General features: G+C 35.3%; 17 protein-coding genes. 14 read left to right on the plus strand and 3 right to left on the minus strand.

The annotated features are described in order from the left end of the window. Positions 1-2 precede the first annotated feature (2 nt). Both crtL and gyrA read right to left on the minus strand, forming a co-directional pair. Positions 3-1,238 carry a lycopene beta cyclase gene (gene crtL, locus EW15_RS06955; RefSeq protein ID WP_038653571.1) on the minus strand — a complete coding sequence of 412 codons (1,236 nt, stop codon included), beginning with the start codon at positions 1,236-1,238 and terminating at the stop codon, positions 3-5. Further along, positions 1,235-3,856, minus strand: a complete 2,622-nt coding sequence (gene gyrA, locus EW15_RS06960; protein ID WP_038655346.1) for a DNA gyrase subunit A — start codon at positions 3,854-3,856, stop codon at positions 1,235-1,237. The genes crtL and gyrA overlap by 4 nt, the downstream gene beginning before the upstream one ends. A gap of 253 nt (positions 3,857-4,109) precedes the next feature. Between gyrA and EW15_RS06965 the strand changes: the two genes are divergently transcribed. The 4 genes from EW15_RS06965 (at position 4,110) to rsmD (ending at position 7,131) form a co-directional block, all read left to right on the plus strand. Next, positions 4,110-5,273 carry a GuaB3 family IMP dehydrogenase-related protein gene (locus tag EW15_RS06965; RefSeq protein ID WP_038653574.1) on the plus strand — a complete coding sequence of 388 codons (1,164 nt, stop codon included), beginning with the start codon at positions 4,110-4,112 and terminating at the stop codon, positions 5,271-5,273. 216 nt (positions 5,274-5,489) lie between these two features. After that, on the plus strand, positions 5,490-5,813 hold the full coding sequence (gene trxA, locus EW15_RS06970) for a thioredoxin (RefSeq protein ID WP_038653576.1): 324 nt from the start codon (positions 5,490-5,492) through the stop codon (positions 5,811-5,813). A 54-nt stretch (positions 5,814-5,867) separates the two neighbouring features. Beyond that, positions 5,868-6,497 carry an imidazole glycerol phosphate synthase subunit HisH gene (gene hisH, locus EW15_RS06975; RefSeq protein WP_038653579.1) on the plus strand — a complete coding sequence of 210 codons (630 nt, stop codon included), beginning with the start codon at positions 5,868-5,870 and terminating at the stop codon, positions 6,495-6,497. Between the two features lie 22 nt (positions 6,498-6,519). Beyond that, entirely contained in the window at positions 6,520-7,131 is a 612-nt protein-coding gene (gene rsmD, locus EW15_RS06980; RefSeq protein ID WP_038655349.1) for a 16S rRNA (guanine(966)-N(2))-methyltransferase RsmD, read from the plus strand. Here the strand turns inward: rsmD and petG are convergent. Continuing rightward, the gene (gene petG, locus EW15_RS10605; protein WP_011294783.1) at positions 7,079-7,198 is read right to left on the minus strand and encodes a cytochrome b6-f complex subunit V; all 120 of its coding nucleotides are present in this window, start codon (positions 7,196-7,198) and stop codon (positions 7,079-7,081) included. The genes rsmD and petG overlap by 53 nt on opposite strands. Positions 7,199-7,253: 55 nt before the next feature. Between petG and EW15_RS06985 the strand changes: the two genes are divergently transcribed. The 10 genes from EW15_RS06985 to EW15_RS07030 all read left to right on the plus strand — a co-directional run bounded on the left by EW15_RS06985 (position 7,254) and on the right by EW15_RS07030 (position 15,591). Further along, positions 7,254-7,643, plus strand: a complete 390-nt coding sequence (locus tag EW15_RS06985; protein ID WP_038653582.1) for a cytochrome c — start codon at positions 7,254-7,256, stop codon at positions 7,641-7,643. Positions 7,644-7,645: 2 nt separating this feature from the next. Next, positions 7,646-8,383 carry an RNA methyltransferase gene (locus EW15_RS06990; protein ID WP_052041196.1) on the plus strand — a complete coding sequence of 246 codons (738 nt, stop codon included), beginning with the start codon at positions 7,646-7,648 and terminating at the stop codon, positions 8,381-8,383. A 53-nt stretch (positions 8,384-8,436) separates the two neighbouring features. Next, the gene (locus EW15_RS06995) at positions 8,437-9,510 is read left to right on the plus strand and encodes a serine hydrolase (RefSeq protein WP_052041197.1); all 1,074 of its coding nucleotides are present in this window, start codon (positions 8,437-8,439) and stop codon (positions 9,508-9,510) included. 113 nt (positions 9,511-9,623) lie between these two features. After that, the gene (bchI, locus tag EW15_RS07000) at positions 9,624-10,712 is read left to right on the plus strand and encodes a magnesium chelatase ATPase subunit I (protein WP_038653588.1); all 1,089 of its coding nucleotides are present in this window, start codon (positions 9,624-9,626) and stop codon (positions 10,710-10,712) included. Next, positions 10,713-11,177, plus strand: coding sequence for a crossover junction endodeoxyribonuclease RuvC (gene ruvC / locus EW15_RS07005; RefSeq protein ID WP_038653591.1), 465 nt, complete (start codon positions 10,713-10,715; stop codon positions 11,175-11,177). Between the two features lie 28 nt (positions 11,178-11,205). Continuing rightward, complete coding sequence (locus EW15_RS07010) at positions 11,206-11,802, plus strand: 5-formyltetrahydrofolate cyclo-ligase (protein WP_038653594.1); 597 nt, start codon at positions 11,206-11,208, stop codon at positions 11,800-11,802. A 42-nt stretch (positions 11,803-11,844) separates the two neighbouring features. Next, a complete protein-coding gene (locus EW15_RS07015; RefSeq protein WP_038653597.1) occupies positions 11,845-12,309 on the plus strand; it encodes a SufE family protein in 465 nt (154 codons plus the stop codon). A gap of 35 nt (positions 12,310-12,344) precedes the next feature. Beyond that, entirely contained in the window at positions 12,345-13,661 is a 1,317-nt protein-coding gene (locus tag EW15_RS07020) for a homoserine dehydrogenase (RefSeq protein WP_038653600.1), read from the plus strand. Positions 13,662-13,752: 91 nt separating this feature from the next. Further along, on the plus strand, positions 13,753-13,971 hold the full coding sequence (locus EW15_RS07025; protein WP_038653603.1) for a hypothetical protein: 219 nt from the start codon (positions 13,753-13,755) through the stop codon (positions 13,969-13,971). 42 nt (positions 13,972-14,013) lie between these two features. Continuing rightward, complete coding sequence (locus EW15_RS07030; RefSeq protein WP_038653606.1) at positions 14,014-15,591, plus strand: ABC transporter substrate-binding protein; 1,578 nt, start codon at positions 14,014-14,016, stop codon at positions 15,589-15,591.

A 15,591-nucleotide genomic window follows, 5' to 3' on the forward strand; every position in this document is an offset into this window, starting at 1 on the left:
TTTTATCGCTTGTTTATGAGGAAACCAATCATTCCCAATCTGACTTTGGATGGGGCAATATAAAATAATCTAAGCATAACAATAAACAGTCTTGGCAAAGGAAGTGTATTAGTTAAATATCCGAACCAATCTTTTTTGGGTAATTTAAAAAAAGTATCAAAAAAAGACCTTAATAAGGTTTCGTCAAAGCTCATTAGTCTTTGAAGTCCAAACTGATAAAGACGATGTCTTTGAATTAATTCAGATGTCCATAGAGTTTTCCATCCTCTTCTAGCTATCTGAGATGTAGGCATAAGAGGGTCTTTTTTAATTACTTTTGCTATTTCGCTTGCTAATGAGGGTGCTCTCCTTAAAAGGGATCCAACAAGATATCCCGAAGCAGGATGAACCATGCTGGCCGAGCCTCCAAAGGCCAAAAGAGGTTGATCTCTATAGGGCAATGGCAAGTTCATCGGGAAAAGACAATGTTCTTCATGGAAGATTTCGTCAATTCGAATACCTTTATTAGAAAGTCGTAAATTTAATCTGGCTTGTAATGATTCAAATGAAATTGGTGGGGCACACGCCAAAGATGTTTCTTCTACAAAATAACTCCCATCTCCAAGGTCCATAGCATAAAGAAAAGAAGGTGGCTCTTCTAATTCCTTGCCATTTAAATGGTCTGATCTAAAATCCATCAACACAAAACGATTTTTCTCTACAGGGGGAGAACTAAATTTTCCAACTACCCCATAGGCCGCTTGCTTAGCTATTTGATCATGCTTCGGCCTCCTGATAAAAGGAGTTTTATGACCACTTGCATCAATTACGAGCCTAGCAACATATTTTTTGCCAGAAGTACAAATAACAACTGTCTCTCTTTCACTAAAATCAATATTATTGACTGTTTCTAGTTGCCAAGAAAGTCCATTACATCTCTCAAGAAGAGCCTCCTGAAAATTAATTGAATTAAAGAGGCCGTAATCAAGATAATGATTTGTACAATTATTACCCTTTTTACTTAATCCATCTCCAAAAAAACTAACAGTATCATTCCATCTATATTTCAATAATTCTTGCATATTTAAAGACTCAAGTTCAGAGGCCCAGATCCCATAGGTATTTGGCCAAGGTTCTAAAGGAGACTTAGAAGCTATTGCCTGAACATCAAGTCCGTGTTGAACCAATTCAGCAGCGATGCAAAGAGCAGCTGGTCCTGCTCCCAAAACTAATACATCAGCGACATTATTCAATTTCAATTTTTTGACGTTGGATCGGTATTTATTGATTCCTTAGTTGTGGATGATTCTTTTTCATTATCATCATCATTAATTTGTTCGGGAGGAACTAAAACAACATCCGATAACTTATCGCCATTATCAAGCTTCTGTATTCTTACTCCAGTTGCAGCTCTAGATTGTTGTGAGATTTTATCTGCGCTAGTTCTAACAATTACTCCTCTTTCACTGACTAATAATAATTCTTCTCCTTTGCCTAAAACCCTTAAACCTACAAGTTCATCTCCATCTTTTCTGAATTTTATGGCTCTTAAACCCATTCCTGCTCTTTTTTGCAAGCGAAATTGTGTCATAGGAACTCTTTTTCCTAGTCCGCTTCCAGAAGCAACAAGTACCCAAGGACCTTCAGATTCAGAAGATTCATCCTGTAGTTCATCTTCTTCACTTTTATCAACGTGATCAGCCAACTCAGTAGACAAAACATCCATACTTACAAGGGAATCTCCAGACTTAAGATTCATTGACTTAACTCCTCTTGCTGATCTGCCTAAAGGGCGTAATTCAGAGTCATTTAATCTAAAATGAATTGTCATTCCATTTTTGGAACCAATCAAAACACTATCTCCAGACTCAGCTAGTCGAACCCAAGTCAAAGCATCACCATCCTCTAAACCTATTGCAATTAGTCCATTTGCTCTGATCTTGCTGAAAGCTGAAAGAGGTGTTCTTTTTATATACCCCCCCCTAGTAAGCATCAATAAGTAGTTTTCATCATCAAATGAGCTCACAGAAAGCAATGAAGTAATAGCTTCTTCCCGTGGAATTGGAAGTAATTGAACAATAGGAGTACCTTTTGCAGATCTACTACATTGAGGAACTCTGTAAGCAGGTAGAGCATAGGAAATGCCTCTATCACTAAAAAGGAGGAGGCTGTCATGGTCATTACAACTAATAAATTTTTTCACCTCTTCCTCTCCTTGGCTTCGGGTTCCTGCTTTACCTCTAGTCCCTCGACTTGTTGCTTCAAATTCATTAACAGGCATCCTCTTTAAATATCCTGTCTCGGTCAACAAGACGACTGACCTTTCATTCGCAATTAAATCAATATCTTCAAGGCCTCCACCAAGATCAAGAATCTCTGTTCTTCTTGAGATATTATATTTTTCTTTTATTTCATTTAATTCTATTTTTGTTATTTCAAGTACCCTTTCTTTTTTATTCAAAATATCTTTATAATCTATTATTTTTCTAACTAAATCCTCATGTTCAAGTCTTATCTTATCTGCCTCTAAAGCGGTCAGCCTTCTTAACTGCATCTGCAAAATAGCATCAGACTGAATATCTGTTAAGCCATGCAAATCTTGTAATTTCTGTTTAGCAGTAGCCGAATCTGAAGCTGATCTGATAAGACTTATTATTTCATCCAGCTGATCTAAAGCTAATAATAATCCTAATAATATATGATCTCTGCTCTCTGCCTTCTTTAAGAGATATTTAGTTCTTTTTTCAATAGTTTCTACTCTAAAATCTAAAAACACTTGCAACATCTTTCTAAGTGACAATATAACAGGCTCACCATTAACTAATGCAAGCATATTTGCACTGAAATTAGTCTGTAAAGGAGTAAGTTTAAACAAATTATTTAAAACAACTTGAGGATAAGAATCTCTTCTTAATTCAACAACAATTCTCATACCATCTCTATCACTTTCATCTCTAATGTCTGCAATACCTTCAAGTTTTTTATCGTTAACCATATCAGCGATTCGTTCAATTAATCCTGCTTTATTTGTTTGATACGGAAGTTCAGTAATTACCACTGCGTCTCTATCTGGTCTACCTGGATTTTCAATTGTTTCTATTTCAGCGACTCCACGCATGGTGATTGAACCTCTACCAGAAAGATATGTTTCCTTAATTCCACTCCTGCCAAGTATCTGCCCACCAGTAGGAAAATCTGGACCTTTAATTATATTCATTAACTCTATTTCTTCTAACTCAGGATTAGAAATTAAAGCCATCAATCCATCAATCAATTCGACCAAATTATGTGGAGGTATGTTGGTCGCCATACCTACAGCTATTCCTGACGATCCATTTAATAACAATTGTGGAATTCTTGCCGGCAATACTGTTGGTTCCTGTACAGATCCATCAAAGTTATCGGCGAAATCAACTGTTTCAGATTCAATATCTTCAAGCAAGCTATCAGTGGTTAAAGATTGTAATCTGGATTCTGTATATCTCATTGCGGCAGGAGGATCATTATCCACAGATCCAAAATTCCCATGCCCATCAATTAAAGGCATCTGCATGGAAAAATCTTGCGCCATTCGGACTAAGGCGTCATAAACGGCTGTATCACCATGAGGATGGAATTTACCTAAAACTTCTCCAACCACACGTGCGCATTTCCTGTAAGGCCTATCGCTAGTTAGGCCAAGTTCATACATCGCATAGAGAATCCTTCTATGAACTGGTTTAAGTCCATCCCTCGAATCAGGTAAAGCTCTCCCAACAATTACACTCATCGCGTATTCCAAGTAGGAACGCGACATTTCGTTTCTCAAGTCAGTCTGTATGATCCGATCGTCGGATTCCCCAGGACCAGTACTATTAGGTCCCAATGGATCAGCCATACTTAAAGGTTTTACCAATTATAAGAGCATCTGAGCATTAATAAACCTTTTAAAGTGAATAACCATATATCTGAAAGTAAATCACCTCCAACAAAATCAACAATTACATAAAAATGATATAAATGCCCATCAAAGCATTTCGAAATCATCTAGTAAATTTGAAAAACAAGCAAAATCTTGATTATCTATTCCCAACATTTGCTCAATTTGGCACTTCAGTTGGTAGTTTGACGAGAACTTACAAAATTTAGGTGTGAATATTCAACTAGGACGCACCAAAACTGTTCGAAGAGCCTACGGGATTGATGAAATTGCATTAGTTCCAGGAGGAAGAACAGTTGACCCTGGAATCACAAAAACCAACTGGGAAATTGGTGGAATCAAGAGAGATATTCCAATAATCGCAAGTGCAATGGATGGTGTTGTAGATGTAAATATGGCAGTAGGCCTGTCAAAATTAGGAGCCCTAGGTGTTTTAAATCTAGAAGGCGTACAAACAAGATATGAAGATCCAAAAGAAGTCCTAACAAAAATCCAATCAATCGGGAAAGAGGAATTTGTTCCTCTAATGCAAGAAATTTACAAGAAGCCGATCAAAGAAGAATTAATTTTAAAAAGAATTAAAGAAATAAAAAATAGTGGGGGTATTGCTGCTGTAAGCGGGACCCCATTAGCCGCTATTAAGTATAAAAATTTAGTCAAAGCTTCAGATGCAGACTTATTTTTTCTTCAGGCGACTGTAGTTTCAACAGAACATCTGGGTGAAGAGGGTAGTCAAAACCTTGACCTTTATGATCTTTGCAAAAACATTGGTATACCCGTTGCTGTAGGTAATTGCGTTACTTATGAAGTCTCTTTAAAGCTTATGAAAGCAGGAGCAGCAGCTGTAATGGTTGGAATTGGCCCTGGAGCCGCATGCACTTCAAGAGGAGTATTAGGGGTTGGGATCCCTCAAGCAACTGCTATTTCTGATTGTGCTGCTGCAAGGGATGATTTTCAAAAAGAAAGCGGGAAATACATTCCAATTATTGCTGATGGTGGAATTATCACTGGTGGGGATATTTGTAAATGCATTGCATGTGGTGCCGACTCAGTGATGATTGGTTCCCCTATCGCAAGATCTGAGGAAGCTCCTGGTAAAGGTTTTCATTGGGGTATGGCAACTCCAAGTCCTGTTCTACCAAGAGGTACTAGGATTCAAGTTGGAACAACTGGTTCTTTAAAAAGTATTCTTTGTGGACCGGCAATTCTTGATGACGGAACCCACAATTTATTAGGAGCTATAAAAACCTCAATGGGGACCCTAGGAGCTAGGAATATCAAGGAAATGCAAAATGTTGAGGTAGTTATTGCACCTTCTTTGTTAACAGAAGGAAAGGTTTACCAAAAAGCACAACAGCTTGGGATGGGAAAATAAAGCTACCGAAAGATTTCACATTTAAAAATAATGACTAGAATTGGGTAGTGAGAGCCTTTACTCTCACACTCCTCACACTTAAAAATGCCCGACTTGTTCGGGTTTTTTCTTTCAAAAGGAAACAAATCAATATTCAAACTTCGTTTAAAAATGGCAGCAAAACTTTTTATAGTCAAAATACAATTGTTATGATCAAGCTCTAAAGATTTCTAAGGTATGTCAACAGCTTCTGCAGTAACTGATTCCTCTTTCGAACAAGAAGTCCTCCAGAGCGATGTGCCTGTTTTGGTTGATTTCTGGGCCCCTTGGTGCGGACCATGCAGAATGGTTGCTCCAATTGTTGAAGAGATCTCAAAAGATTTTGAAGGGAAAATAAAAGTTTTTAAATTGAACACCGATGAGAATCCTAATGTTGCTAGTCAGTATGGGATCAGAAGCATACCAACTTTGATGATCTTCAAAGGAGGTCAGAAAGTAGATACTGTTGTGGGAGCAGTCCCAAAAGCCACCCTCTCAGGAACAATTTCCAAACATCTCTAAACTCATAATTTAGAATTTTTAGAGCCCAATTCAAATGATTCAAAGGTAAATCTTTTGACAAAAATTGGATTAATAGATTATGGAATGGGTAATCTTTTTTCCGTTCAACAAGCATTTAAAAGGTTTCATCAGCCTTTAGATATTATTTCTAATATCAAAACACTCCAGTCTTGTGATGCTTTAATTCTTCCCGGAGTTGGTGCTTATGATCCTGCCATGATGAATTTAAAAAAAACTGAACTAGTACCTTCAATCATTGACTGGATAAATAATGGCAAACCACTTATTGGTATTTGTTTAGGATTACAGCTTTTATTTGAGACTAGTGACGAGGGGACTTCAGAAGGATTAGGAGTTATCAAGGGTCATATTCGCAGATTACCTCAAGAAAAAGATGAAAGGATTCCTCATATTGGTTGGTCTCCAATATATAAAACAAATGAATGTCCTATTCTAGAGAATTATCCTGATTCTAATTGGATGTATTTCGTCCATTCCTACTCAGCATGTCCTTTAGAACCAAAAAACACAGTAGCCATAACAAAATTTGGTAAAACTGATGTATCATCTATGGTCTGGCATAAAAATACTGGTGCATGTCAGTTTCATCCTGAAAAATCAGGAGTTGCAGGACAAAAACTTATTTTTAATTGGATTAATTGGTTGAAAAAAAACAAATTTTAGTTTGAAAGGGAAATTGAAACTAATGTCTGGGAAAAGGATAGAAAGTCCTTTAAGCCAAAAGACAAGACCGACCTCCTCAAAAGTAAGAGAGGCATTAATAAATATTCTTGGGAACAAGCTTAGAGGAGCAAGTTGGCTAGATCTTTGTAGTGGAAGTGGAGCAGTAGCATGTGAGGCTCTACAAAAAGGAGTAAAGAGGGTTCTTGCAATTGAAAAGCAGAGGGAAACTGCAAAAATATGCAAAAAAAACCTTATCGATGTATCAAATACTATGCATCAATCAATACATATTGAAGTCTTATGCAATGAATTGATCTCATTTCTCAAAAAGGGTCCAAAAAATCGAAAAATTCAGTTTGTTAAAGATTGCCAAAACCCTGAAAAGTTTGATTTTGTTTTTCTTGATCCTCCATACGAATCAGAATTATATGAAATTACTCAAGAACTTTTATTGTCTAAAGAATGGATTAAAGAATCATCTACTTTGATATGCGAATGCTCGTCAAAATCAATGCCAAGAATACATAATGGGTGGAGATTAAATAAAGAGAAATTTTATGGAAGCACCTCTCTCATTTTTCTTATTCCCAATCAGGCATTGAACTGCTACGACGATACTGATTCCATGCACTAACAAAAAGGCCTAATAATGTTATGGGAACTAGTCCAAGAACAATCCCACATAGCAGAGGCTCAATCATTGGCTCGCATCTTCATGATTACTAAAAACAATTCTTTCATGTCAAAGAGGTTTTAGTGAATATTCCGTCATCAAAAGCATTAATTAAGGAGGGCCAAGAAATCAGCTCTTGGAGAATATTTTTATTATCTACTGTCACTCTCGTACTATTAATTCTTTTTTGGAGAATGGGGGACTTCAAGCAAGATCCTTTCATAACTGAAACTTTATCTATTCAAGGTGAAGCTTTATCAGGAAGTAAATTATTTAAAATCAATTGTGTCGGATGCCATGGGATCTCAGCTCAAGGATTTGTAGGGCCCGACCTCCATGAAGTTACTCAAGAGATGAGTGATAAAAAGATTATTAATCAAGTTATTCGAGGATTGACTCCACCCATGCCAAGTTTTGAAATCGAGCCTCAATCAATGGCTGATTTATTGGAGTATATGCATTCACTCAATTAATTTTGGCTATAAATAAAAACCTAAAAGTAATACTTGTAGAAACAGCAGGGCCAATAAATGTTGGCAGTGTTGCAAGACTATGTGAAAACTTTAGTGTTCATGAATTAAGACTAGTTTCACCTAAATGCGATTATTTAGCTCAAGAAGCAAAAAAGATGGCTGTAAGAGGATTAAAGATATTAGAGAATGCAAAAGTGTATGAAGATCTAAATACAGCACTTTCAGACTGCTCAAGAATTATTGCCACTTGCGGTAGAAAAGAACATGGAGAAATCCCACTTAATTCAAATAAAGATGCATTGAGTTGGGCTCTTAGATCAGAAAGAGAAGAGACAATAGCTTTAGTTTTTGGAAGAGAAGACAGGGGCTTATCTAACGAAGAGCTTCTAAAAGCAAATAAAGTAGTTAGTCTTAATACAAGTGAGCATTATCCATCATTAAATCTTTCACATGCAGTAGCAATTGTTCTTCATCAATTCAATCAATTAAATGATCTTGATTTATTAAAAAACAATAGCAAAACAAGAACTCCTGCGAATTTAATTAAATTAGAAGATTGTATTAATGACGCAGGTACTCTTTTGCTTGATATTGGTTTCTTGATGAAACATACCTACAAAGCTAAAATGACGAAAATCAAACAATTACTCTTAAGAGGTGAGATAAAAGATGATGAAGTTGCACTAATTAGAGGGATAATTAGCCAAGTAAGATGGAAGATTAAAAATAAAAATGATTAATCAAAATAACAAGCTACAATAAATAGCAAAGATTTATATTCTTTCATTTTAAAGTGAAAAGGCAGCTCAAAGTAATAACGAATATATTTTTAACAAGCATAGGCTTATCAATTTTACTTGGTAGTTTTCTAAGAATATTAGGTCCCATTAATCAAAGCCATAAAATAAACAAAGGAATCAATATAACTGGGAAATCTAAAAGGTCAGTTAAAAAAGAATTACTAACTAGAAAATCCAATCTATTATCATTTTACAATGATAAATTAGAAAATTTTGAAAGACTAGAAATATTAATTAATAAATGGGAAACCCATATAGTCAAAAACCCAGGTTTAGAAGTTAGTGCTTTTTTTATATCATTAGATGATCAAGTCTATGCAGAAATAAAATCTGACATAAGGCGTTCTGCGGCAAGCAGTATTAAGGTCCCTATTCTAATTGTTTTACTTAGAATGCTAGAGAGTGAAGAAATAATTTGGAATGAAAAGTTGATACTTTCAGAAGATTTAATCGGTGGTGGATCAGGCTGGATGGCATATGAAGAAATTGGTAAGAATTTCCCCGTTTATGAAGTAGCCTCAGAAATGATTAGAGTTAGCGATAATACAGCAACTAATCTACTAATAAAACGATTGGGAGGTATCAAAATAGTGAATCAAAAATTGAAAGAAATTGGATTAAATAATACACAAATAAATAACTATCTTCCTGATCTAGATGGCACGAATCTCACATCAACGAAGGATCTATCTTTGGCAATGGCTCTTGTTGATAATGGTTATCTACTTAATGTTAGTTCTAGAGATATTTTCAGAGAAATAATGCGCAAATCAAAAACAAATACATTAATACCCTCAGGAATCTTAAGAGGTCTTGGGAAAGAATCTAAAGACACAGACTATCATCTTTCATTAAAAGGTTATCTAGTTCACAACAAAACTGGTGATATTGGTATCTCATATTCAGATACTGCTCTAATTCAAACTCCTAATAATTCAAGAGCCTTCGCAAGTTTTATAGTTGAAGGTCCATTTAATGATCCGAGATCAACTGAGTTGATAAGAAATTTATCGGCAGAGTTAGTTCCTTTTCTAAGCCTAGATCAGAAATCAAGTAATCCAAATTAGATTTTTTACCGACTTAAAAAAAACTTTTGCAATTCATTATCATTTTTTTTTTTGAACTTTATCAATCTAAAGAGGCCTGTTTATGAAACAATCTTCTTACCAGTAATAAGAAAGTGAGTTCAACTAGAAAACGCAGAGTTTTTCCATTCACTTCAGTGATTGGACAAGAAGAAATGAAGCTAGCGCTTCTTTTAAATGTTATTGACCCGAGAATTGGCGGAGTAATGATAATGGGTGATAGAGGTACGGGAAAGTCCACAACCATAAGAGCACTTGCAGATCTATTACCTGCGATTGAAGTCGTTGAAGGAGATCCCTACAACAGCTCTCTTGAGGATCCAGACCTTCAAAGCAATGATGTCAGGGAGCGAATAGACAGTGGTAGTGACATTCAAAAAGGTGAAAAACAAGTTCCGATGATTGATCTACCCTTAGGTGCCACTGAGGATAGACTTTGCGGAACTATTGATATTGAAAAGGCCCTTAGTGAGGGGGTTAGAGCTTTTGAACCAGGACTGCTAGCCAAAGCAAACAGAGGGTTGCTTTATGTTGATGAAGTCAACTTGCTAGATGATCACCTTGTTGACGTACTTTTAGACTCTGCCGCATCAGGGTGGAATACAGTTGAACGAGAAGGTATTTCGGTTCGACATCCTGCAAGGTTTGTACTTATTGGTTCAGGCAACCCTGAGGAAGGAGAATTAAGGCCTCAGTTACTTGATCGTTTTGGGATGAGTGTAGAAGTAAGAACAGTAAGGGAGGCAAAACTTCGAGTTCAAGTAGTTGATCAACGTACAGCCTTTGATAATGATCCTGAATCTTTTAGCGATTCGGTTCAGGAGAAACAAGCATCACTTCAACAAAAAGTTGTTGATGCTCAAAATATACTTAACGAGGTTTTTATCGATGAAGATCTCAGACTAAGGATTTCAGCAGTTTGTGGTGAACTTGACGTTGATGGACTTAGAGGAGATATCGTAACAAATAGAGCAGCTAGAGCCCTTGCTGCCTTTGAAGGGAGAAAAGAAGTAACTGAAGAAGATATTGCTCGTGTCGTGTCGACAGCTTTAAGACATAGGCTTCGAAAAGATCCTCTTGAACAAGTTGATTCTGGAGATAGAGTAATAAAAGCTTTTTGCAAAGTATTTGAAAGGAATGAAAGTGATGATGTATCTGAATTCGAACTAGCCACCGCTAACTAAGTGAGAATAATAGGAATCGATCCAGGGCTAGCAAGGGTAGGTTACGGAATTATTGACGAAATAGAAGGAAAAAAAATAATGATTGATTGCGGAATTATAGAGACAAAATCAACACAAAAAGAAGAAGAAAGACTTGTAGAAATTTCAAATGATTTGAGCTCAATAATAAAAAAATGGAATCCCAATTCTGCAGCGGTAGAAAAGTTTTTTTTCTACCGCTCTAGCACAACAATTAGTGTTGTTCAGGCTCGCGGAGTGATAATGATGACTTTAGGAAAGTACAAGCTTTCGATTCAAGAATTCCCCCCAATGCAAATCAAACTTGCTATCACTGGTTATGGTCATTCCGACAAGAATGAGGTGTTAAATTCTGTTATGAATGAACTCAGTATCACTTCACCACCAAAGCCAGATGATGCCGCAGATGCACTAGCAATAGCTCTTACCGGAATTTATCTTAAATAATTTAATTTGTAGTTAAAATATACTTTTTATGAAAAATATTTATGATGAGGTTAAATCAAGAAAAAAGAATTTAAGAAAGAAATATAATTTAATCCGTAACTCAAATCCACCTTTAGTTCATGAGGAAATAAAGTTAAATGTCAAATCAGCATTAAATATACTTTTAAATAAATATCATGTTGAAGGGAAATATATAGGAATTTATTGGCCATTAAAAGGTGAAGTGGATATAAGATTTATCAAAGAAATTAATAGTTTAAAAGTTGCTTTACCCTCTAGTGCTAAAAGCAGTGGTATAAGCTATCATCATTGGTCAAACAATCAACTAGAAATAGATTCAAACAGTATTCCTGCACCAACGAAAAATAATGCCATTAACCCTAATGATATGTCTATCCTATTTGTTCCCGCAATAGCGATAGATCGAGATGGTTACAGATTAGGTTATGGGGGAGGATACTTTGATCGTCTTCGACAGAAAGATTTGTGGTTTTCAATACCATCATTTCTAGTCATCAGTAATAATTGCATATCTAAAAAACCATTACCCAGAGAAAAATGGGACGTGCCATTTAATGGTTGGATTAGCGAAAAAGGTCTACATCAAATTGAAGCAACTAATTAATTAGTTAAGCTTTAGGATAAGTAAATTGATTGATCTAAAGAGGTGACTGAAATCAAAGAAAAATCTTTCATCAATACTTATGGGAGTGATTCATTAGACAATCTTATAGAGCGTCTACAATCAACTTCAGATGCCAAAAGACGCTACGAATATATTTTATGGCTAGGAAAAAGTTTGCCGTTACTAGATGAAGATCTTCAACTAGCATCCACTCAAGTAAAAGGATGCATTTCAGAAGTGTATGTTCTTGGAATTCTTTTAAATGGAAAAATCCAGTGGAAAGGATTTTCTGATGCCCTCATAACTAAAGGGTTGCTAGCTTTTCTGATAAAAGGTCTGAATGATCTAACACCTTTTGAAGTACTCTCTATAGATGAGAAATTTATTGAGATGACAGGATTAAATAAAAGCTTAACGCCATCGAGAGCGAATGGTTTTCTCAACATATTCCTTAAGATGAAAGCTCAAGCCAAAAAACTCTCAATACCTAGCTCTGACAATGAATAAATAAGATTTAAACAAAATTATCGCTCTATAAGAACATGAAAAAAGTTGGTATCGGTTTACTTGGCCTAGGAACTGTTGGCCAGGGTGTCGCAAATATCATAAGCCAACCAAAAGATAGACATCCTTTGGTTGGAGAACTTGAACTTGTAAGTGTCGCAGTAAGAAACCTCAAAAAGAAAAGAAATATATCCATCCCAGATTCAATACTTACAACAAACCCAACTGAAATAATTAATAATCCCAATATTCAAATAGTTGTTGAAGTAATGGGCGGTATAGAGCCAGCCAAATCATTAATTATCCAAGCGATAAGAGCAGGTAAATCTGTTGTTACTGCTAATAAAGCAGTAATTGCAAGACATGGTGAAGAGATTTCAAATGAAGCAAAAGCCTCTGGGGTTTATGTCCTCATTGAAGCAGCAGTTGGAGGAGGAATTCCAATAATTGAGCCTTTAAAACAATCTTTAGGAGGGAATCAGATAACAAAAGTAAGCGGAATAATAAATGGAACAACTAATTACATACTCACCAGAATGGATAAAGAAGGAGTTAATTATTCTGAAGTTTTAAAAGATGCCCAAGTCCTTGGATATGCAGAAAGTGATCCTGCGGCTGATGTAGAGGGATCAGACGCAGCTGACAAAATTGCAATTCTTAGTGGCCTTGCTTTTGGAGGAGCGATTAATAGAGCTAAAATACCAACAACTGGAATAAACCTACTAGAGGATATAGATGTTAGCTATGCTAGGAAGTTAGGTTATGGAATCAAGCTTTTAGCAATATCTGAGAAAGGAGAAACTCAACCAAGCAGAGAATACAGTCAACCACTCTCCGTTTGGGTTGAGCCAACATTAGTACCTGAAGACAATCCATTAGCAGGCGTAAATGGAGTTAACAATGCAATTCTTGTAGAAGGAAATCCCATTGGCCAAGTAATGTTTTTCGGACCAGGTGCAGGTTCCGGCCCAACGGCATCAGCTGTTGTTGCAGACATACTTAACATTGCCGGTATTCAGTCTATGAGTGAAGACAAAATCTTTAGCTTAGATCCTCTTCTATCAGCAAAAGGTTGGAGAAGTTGTCACATAGCAGAAAAGGAACAAATAACTAAAAAGAATTACATACGGCTTATCGCAGAAGATAGTCCAGGTGTAATTGGAGAAATCGGGACTATTTTTGGAAAGAAGAAAATATCTATTGAATCAATTGTGCAATTTGACGCAAAAGATAAAAAAGCAGAGATAGTAGTCATTACTCACAAAATCAATCAAGGAAAACTTGAAGAGGCTCTTTTAGATATAGAAAACTTGCCACAAGTCAAGAGAATTGCAGCAAAGATGGGTTGCCTTTAGCTAACGAAAGCTAGTCAAATCGAAATTAAGTTGCTAATTATATAAAAGAACAAAAGAAATTTTAACTTAAATTTCTTTTCGAAACTAAACCATGAAAACATCCAAAAACGTAATTGAGAAAACCAGAAAAGAAACAGAAAAAAATATTAATCAAGGAGATTGTGTTTATATAAAGAATCAAGAAGAACTTTTTCAAGTATTAGGTATAGATAATGCCTACGAAAAATGTTGGGTCAGAGAATGGCCACTTAATCCTAATGGATCCCCTGTCTTCGAGATATCAATTAAACAAGTATCTCCAAATCAATAAATATTTTACTCATGTAGAATTAATTATAAAAACTCATACTAAATGTTAATGTTAAATTGTATAAAAAATATTTTAAAAATATCAAGTATTCTCCTAATACTTTTACAGTTATCTTGTGCCCAAAACAAGAAAAGAGAAAATATTATTGTTGCAAGTGCAGGTAAAATTGAATCACTTGATCCTGCTCAAGCAAATACACTCAGGACATTACAAATATTAAGCGCTCTTGGAGATACTCTATACAAAATAAATAAGGAAGGGAATCTATCACCAAGCTTAGCTAAAGATTTACCAAAAGTAAGTAAGAATGGTTTGCTAATAGATATTCCACTCAAAGAAAATATTTCTTTTCACGATGGAAGTATTTTCAATGCAGAAGCGATGGCATTTAGTCTTAATCGATTCAGAAAAATTGGAACTTTAAATTACCTATTAAATGACAAAATAGAGGATATTGAAGTCAAAGGAAAATTTCTTTTAAGAATAAAATTAAAAAAACCATCGAGTTCATTAGCAAGTCTTTTAACATCAGTAAATTTGACTCCTGTCTCTCCTGATTCATATTCAAACTATAAAGATAGTTTCAATAATAAAAAGTTTGTAGGGACAGGACCTTATTTCTTAGAAAGTTTCAACTCAAGTCAACAAATAATAAAGCCATTCAAAAATTATTGGGGAGAAAAACCCCTAAATAAAGGTATTAACTTTATAAATTATAGTAATTCTAGTACTCTTTTTGGAGCTATAAAAACAAAGGAAGTTGACGTCCTCATCTCAAATTCTATAGATGATTTGCAACGATTAACATTAAATAATATGGCTAAGAAAGATCAACTAAAATCCGGAGAGGGTGATCCAATAGAGATAGGATACATTACATTTAAAAGCAATAAATTACCTTTAGAAAATAAAGTAGTTAGGAAGGCTCTTTCCTACACTATTGATAGAGAATTAATTAGTCAACAAGTAAGTTTCGGAACAAGAGAACCACTAAGATCAATTGTGCCTCCTCAACTACATAAAAAAGAATTTAAGCCATGGCCTAAATATAATCCTAATACTGCAAGATCTTTATTAAAAAAAGAAGGCTACTGTGGAACAGAGATTCTTTCTATTCCATTAACATTTAGATCTAATGTACCTGCAGATAAATTACTTGCCCTTACTTGGAGAGATCAAATCAAAAGAGATTTATCTGATTGTTTAGAAATAACTTTAAATGGAATTGAGTCAACCACAGTCTACAAACAACTTTCCGAAGGGGCTTTTGAAGCGGTTATATTAGATTGGACTGGGGCATATCCTGACCCAGAAGCATATTTAACTCCCTTACTAAGTTGTAATGAACTAAATAATAATTCTTGCCTCAAGGGTGAAGCTGTATTCAGTGGTAGTTTTTGGGGTGATAAAAAATTACAAGAACTCTTGGAGAAAAGTGAAGAACTAGATGGAGAAAACAGACTAAATAATTTAATAAAAGTTGAAAAACTTGCAGCACAAGGAGGTGCCTACTTACCAATTTGGCTCGTTAATCCTAAAGCTTGGTCTCTAAAAGATATAAGCCAACCAGAATTTTCAAAAGATGGGGTAATTATCCTGAAAAACTTAGAAAGAGACTAG

This window comes from Prochlorococcus sp. MIT 0801 (assembly GCF_000757865.1).
Taxonomy (GTDB): domain Bacteria; phylum Cyanobacteriota; class Cyanobacteriia; order PCC-6307; family Cyanobiaceae; genus Prochlorococcus_B.

Bases quoted from the DNA above. Each gene is read 5' to 3' on its own strand.
- rsmD (WP_038655349.1), top strand. From the start codon at position 6,520: ATGTCTGGGAAAAGGATAGAAAGTCCTTTAAGCCAAAAGACAAGACCG.
- EW15_RS07010 (WP_038653594.1), top strand. From the start codon at position 11,206: ATGAAAAATATTTATGATGAGGTTAAATCAAGAAAAAAGAATTTAAGA.
- gyrA (WP_038655346.1), bottom strand. From the start codon at position 3,856: ATGGCTGATCCATTGGGACCTAATAGTACTGGTCCTGGGGAATCCGAC.
- trxA (WP_038653576.1), top strand. From the start codon at position 5,490: ATGTCAACAGCTTCTGCAGTAACTGATTCCTCTTTCGAACAAGAAGTC.
- petG (WP_011294783.1), bottom strand. From the start codon at position 7,198: ATGATTGAGCCTCTGCTATGTGGGATTGTTCTTGGACTAGTTCCCATA.
- EW15_RS07025 (WP_038653603.1), top strand. From the start codon at position 13,753: ATGAAAACATCCAAAAACGTAATTGAGAAAACCAGAAAAGAAACAGAA.
- EW15_RS07020 (WP_038653600.1), top strand. From the start codon at position 12,345: ATGAAAAAAGTTGGTATCGGTTTACTTGGCCTAGGAACTGTTGGCCAG.
- EW15_RS07030 (WP_038653606.1), top strand. From the start codon at position 14,014: ATGTTAATGTTAAATTGTATAAAAAATATTTTAAAAATATCAAGTATT.